Here is a 5,666-nt window from a genome sequence, read left to right as displayed (position 1 = left end):
AGCATCTTCAGCTGCCTTCAATGCTGTATTTGCGGCTGTCAGATCATCAGCCTCTGCGCCTGCTGCTACAGCTGCTGCAATAGCATCCTTAGCTGCCTGAATCTTATCAGCTGTAGGATCTGCCTTAGCTGCCTCTGCTGCAGTATTTGCTGCTTCGATAGCTGCCTGCTTAGCTGCTTCTTTAGCTGCTGCGTCATCAGCTGCCTGCTTAGCTGCTTCTGCTTCAGCTATCTTGTCATTTGCAGACTTAAGCTGTTCAGCTGTTGCTCCAGCCTTTTCAGCTGCTGCTACAGCGTCCTTAGCTGCCTGAATGTTAGCTTCTGTAGGTTCTGCAACGGCCTTATCTGCTGCTGCATTTGCTTCTGCGATAGCTTCTTCAAGAGCTGTCTCTTCTGCACTCTTTACTGTGATTTCGATTTCGTTTGAAGTAGGTGTTCCAGCTATTGATGTAGCTGTAATAATAGTTTTACCGCCTGCAACAGCTGTTACGACGCCATCGCTAATTGTAGCAACTGATGTATCTGAGCTCTTCCAAGTTACGCTATCAGACTCTGAACCATACGCTTCAACATCTTTTGTAATTGTAGCTGTTTCACCTATATTCAGCTCTGTCTTATCAGCTGCGATTGTTATAGCTACAATACCTGAAACTTCAACTTCACACTTTACAGGTTTTGCTGTGCTAAGTGGATCAAGAGATGATACTGTAACAGAAGTTTTACCAGCATGTACGGGTGTCAATATAATTGTTGTTTCATTACTTCCATCATCGTTATCTGGTGTAGTAGGATTTGCTATTTCAGCTAGCACAATATCTTCATCATCAGAAACGACAGAAACACCACCTATTTCTGCAGCCTTTGTCTTATCAGCTGTATTAACCGGCTTAACTATAGCTACAATTTGGTCAGGTGTTAGTGTTTTTCCGTTAAGCTCTACTTTACTCTTATCAAGTTCTACAGAAGTAGCTCTTACACCATCTTTGTTAACAACATTAACTGTGAATTCTGAAACATTATGTGTCGTGTTATTTTCTACACTAATCTTTGCACTACCTACACCTTTTGCTGTAACAAGTCCAGTTGCATCAACTGTTGCAATTGTTCCAGTTGTTGGAGTAAAAGTATACCCTGTATAAGCGCTAGCAGGTAATTCGTCTTTCTTTGTTGAATCGCTATATAGTGTGATCTGAGCCGTATTTTGGTCTGTATCATCAAGATAAAGAGTGGTTCTTTCAATTGAAGCAGGAACCTCATCAGCTTCTATTGCTACGTAAACGGCTGCATTTTCAGTATCAAGTACAGTTCCATTAGAATCTTTAAGAGTTACAGTTAAATCGAGGTCTTCCTCACCAACTGTCTTACCAACAATAGTTACCGTGTCTGTTGTCGCATTAAGGAGTTCTGCATAGGTTCCAGCACTAGTAATTGTCCATGCATACTCTGTCTTTGCTACATTACTTACTGTTGTTGACACTGTTGCTTTCACGGTTTCTTTTGAGCCAGCTTTAATTTTTAACGGATTTTTCTTTGTTGTTGTAGGATTGAAAGAAATATCTGTTGTTCCAACAGCTGTAGGTGTGATATTTAATGTAACCGTTGCTATGGATTCATAGTTTAATCCATCTTTAGAACCTGTTACCTTAAACTGCAATGTTGCTTCCCCTGTACCAGCAGAAATAGTAGCTTTTGTACCTTTCGTACTAGTAGAACCAAGAGCTACTAAGTTATTAGGGTCTGATACTTCACTCCATATATAGGTTGAGCTTGTGTATCCCTCTGTATCTACATTAGCAATAAGATCAACACTTCCAGTTCCGGCAAAATCAATCGTACCATTTGTAACGTCAGTCTTTACACCACTTTCATTTTTATCGATTGTAAGTGCGAAATCCTGTGTAGCTGCACCGACAGTGATTGTTGTTCCAGCAGAGGTTGTTGCTGCAATCTTTTTCCCCTCGCTATTGTAATAAGTTGCTTTGGCAATAACTGTCTGTCCCTCAGAAACATTGGCACCTGACTTTGTTCCTAGTACGGCCGTAAGTGCATTTGAAGACTTTATTTCAAAGTTTGTATTATCATCTAATGTCCATTCAATATAATCGTCAAAGCCATTTAGGTTACCACTTTGAGTTTCACTTAAATTCTTAACCGCAGTTAAAGTAACAAATGACTTAGGATCCAAAGTAGTAGGCGACGCAGTGACTGTCAATTGTTTTGCAAATCCGTCAGCCGCCGGCTTAACAGTAAAATCTATATACTCATGCTTCTTATTTGTATTACCGGAATTTTCGATATCTGCCGTTGTTTCAGCAACATATAGTCTAGCAGTATCTCCAATCTTCGCTCCGGATCCAGCAGTTATGGTTATCTCATCATCATCTTTAAATGTTGCAGTTATTGCTCCTACTGTTTGGCTTGCTGATGCCACATTCTTAGTGTACTCTCTTACAACTGGCACATCACCACTTTCAGTAAGGCAGAAATAATAACCATTGCCACCATTCGTTATATCAACTGAATCACCCTGTTTAACATCACCGTTAATATCCATTGGAGATTTGGATTTTATTGCACCATCACCATTATCGTCATTAGCTGTCGCCTTAGTTTTTGTAGCTGCGAACGCTGTAATTGGTATCGCTACCGCACTCAAATTACTTACAGCCAATGCAGCGGCCAGTGCATATGACCATATCTTTTTGTTTTTCTTCATAAAGTTTTCCCCTTTCATATGAAATGTGTTTGTCCTTTGTCGCGACAAAGTCAGGAGTTTTACCCCTGAGAGAATTGACGATTTTTCGTTAATAATTTGTGAGCAATAATCGTTAATTCTCTCAGAAATAAAAGTCGCTGAATTTGCCGAGGCTTTATATTGAAAGTCAGTGTTTTACTGGCTTTTCAATTCATATACTTCAAATAGATATTTATATGTGTTTTGGGTGTAAATCGGAGAAAAGTTTAGAAGTGTAGGAGTAAGAAGCTTGCCATTTTCAAAGGTAATCCTTTTTAATAATTTTAAGTAATCGCTGACACTAGATTGATAACTATTATGCTATCTTTTTTCGATATAATGATAATTAATTACCACTGAATAGATAGGTAGGGTAATCGCTTAATGTTTTTAGAAAGAAGTGCTAAGGTACTTCTTTCTATTATGGGTCGTGACCCAGTTGAGCGCGCAAAGCGTGCGAAATATCAACCACCCGCTATGCGGGTGCGCGGTGTTTGTTATACAAAAAAATCACCTTTCCGTTATAATGTGGTTGTTCAAGCCTAAATTATAACGAAAGGAAAGGTGATTTTAATGGCAAACAAGTCATATAGTTTAGCACACACAAAACCCTCAAAAAGTTTGATTATCCATATTTATTTCAAATAAGCCTTAAGTTGTTCAACTAAAAGGTATACCATGGTACCAGGTGCGTATGAGGAGGGAGTATCAATTCCATCTCTGAAATTCTCCATCCTGCGTTTTGCATTTTTGATTGCTGCATCAACGCCACCGATAGAATCCAGAAGATCGTATAAATCTTTTAGATTTTTTTCATATCCGTCTGCAGACAGATTATATTGTTTGAAAAGCTCGTTAAGTTTTTTGTTCCATTCATGCCGGTGTAAATCTGCATCACTATAACTAAAATGCAGATAAATCCAGTATTCAAAGCTTTGATTACTCCAACCTATGGAATATCCTTTGCTTTTTCCTGTGGCAATAGCAGAATCAAAATCCGGAAAATCATCTTTATCAAAAATAACCCAAATGTTTTGGTAGATAATTTTCGCCTTGTTTACACATTCCTCTGTAATTTCGATTAGTCGCCCAGTAGAAGATCCCTGTCCATAAATGTCAATTTCCGGAACTTCAATAATATCAACAGTTCCACCAATTTGTTCAAGGATTTGTTTTTTTATACCATTGAAGTAATAAGGCTCAGTTTTTTCACCTTCTGTAATGATAAGAAACGAGTTTGCCTTAGGCGTTTTAAAATCATGGGTACGCTTTTTTCTATCGGCCCGTCTCTTTTTAAAAATATCATCGCTTCCCATTCAATCACCTGCTTCCACATTATAGTCAGATAATGAAGGGATTCCTCCATAAACTCCGGATAAATAGTCTTTTTCAAACGATGCATCAGAACGAATCTTGAAATCAGATAAGGCAGAAAGGCTGGAATACCCATAATCATCTTTTTGAACAAACCAGATCTGATCTCTTCTGAAAAATTTTCGATCCAAAAGAGTTGTGTCATGTGTTGTATAAATAAGCTGGGCACTAGAATCCTTATTGTTAAATAAATCAATTACAAATTTAAGAAGTAGAGGATGCAGCTTAATATTCAACTCATCTACGATCATAATTCCATCTCGCATAATGATTGAAGAAGCAATAATAAAAATAATTATGCTTTTTAAGGTACCTTGCGATTCGCTATACAGATTTAGCTTATATTTCTTTTGATTCTTACCATTATGATATGTAAAAAACTCTATCTTTTTGTCGATTGTATCGTATGAAATATCCCTGATACCAGTATCAATAGCAGTGAGAAACCTGATGAGCTCATCTTTATTATTATCAATTACATCTGGCAGAAATCGTTCCATAACACGGGGATTTTCATAAAAGCGAGTATCTACTATCATCATGTGAGAAATTTCGGCAAATACTTTGTGAAATACTTCTGTTTTTAGAGATAATCTGCTGAAAAAGGTTAGGGCAAGAGCTTCTTTTGAAATCTGATTCTTATATCGGTCACATTCTCTTCTGATCGAAGCCCCCATTTTAATTTCTTCAGTACTGCGTTCTAAAATTATTGATTTACGATTGCTCTCAAAATCCCGGACATAAAACCATTCACTAATAATTTCTTTATCATCAAACTCAAATCCATAGCTATATTCTGCAGAATCATCACAGACAATAATTTGATATTCAGATGGAGAGAAATCATCATCAAAAGCAAAGGGATTATAATATTTTTCCAGAATGTTATCCTCAATCTCACCGACGGCATTCATAGAGCGCATAACTATATTTTGGAACATCTGTATACCATAGTAGAGGTTTGATTTTCCACTTGCGTTTGCACCATAGATTGCTGCTACTCGTAAGAACTTTTCTTTTGTTCCTTGGATTAGATTGTACTGATGTTCCTTATATGCTGGTATGGATGTCATATCAAGAGTGATTTCATCTTTAAAAGACAAAACATTCTTCATAGAAAACTGAACTAGCACGGCTTGAACCTCCTATTATTCCTATTATTCCTATGATAATAAAATAACATTTTATGCATGTTACGTCAACAAAATTACGGAAATTTCACATAAATTTTGACATAAGCAACATATAGTGATATTCTTCATATAAATTAACGCTAATGGAATAGAAATAGGGGTTATTGGAGTTACTGAGCCTGATGATAGTTACATCAGCCTTACAGATATAGCAAAATACAAGAATTCTGAAGATCCCAGGATGGTTATTACTAACTGGATGAGCTCGTATTCAACAATCGATTTCCTCGCAGTCTGGGAAGAAATTCATAATTCGAATGATTTTAACCGATTGGAATTCCAATCGGTTAGAAATGAACGCGGCAGACTTATAATGACTCCGAAGCAGTGGATTGAAAGAATGCAGGCTAAGGGGATAATATCAAA

The 5,666-nt window shown here is 37.3% G+C and carries 4 protein-coding genes; 1 reads left to right on the top strand and 3 read right to left on the bottom strand.

Features of this window, described 5'->3' with window-relative positions; genetic code table 11:
• The 3 genes from G622_RS25050 to G622_RS0121065 form a co-directional block, all read right to left on the bottom strand.
• A partial coding sequence (locus G622_RS25050) for an Ig-like domain-containing protein (RefSeq protein WP_196814253.1) occupies positions 1 to 2,715 on the bottom strand: 2,715 nt, incomplete at its 3' end.
• A gap of 653 nt (positions 2,716 to 3,368) precedes the next feature.
• Positions 3,369 to 4,049, bottom strand: coding sequence for an RloB family protein (locus G622_RS0121070; RefSeq protein WP_026512278.1), 681 nt, complete (start codon positions 4,047 to 4,049; stop codon positions 3,369 to 3,371).
• Positions 4,050 to 5,240 (bottom strand): AAA family ATPase, encoded by a 1,191-nt coding sequence (locus tag G622_RS0121065; protein WP_026512277.1) that lies wholly within the window; start codon positions 5,238 to 5,240, stop codon positions 4,050 to 4,052.
• A 133-nt stretch (positions 5,241 to 5,373) separates the two neighbouring features.
• On the opposite strand from G622_RS0121065, the gene G622_RS27110 reads away from it, so the two are divergent.
• Positions 5,374 to 5,666 (top strand): KilA-N domain-containing protein (locus G622_RS27110; RefSeq protein WP_196814254.1); only part of this gene is annotated, 293 nt, incomplete at its 3' end.

This window comes from Butyrivibrio sp. LC3010, assembly GCF_000424385.1.
Classification (GTDB): domain Bacteria; phylum Bacillota; class Clostridia; order Lachnospirales; family Lachnospiraceae; genus Butyrivibrio.
Note: the sequence above shows the minus strand (reverse complement) of the source record. Positions and strands in the feature narration are given on the sequence as shown.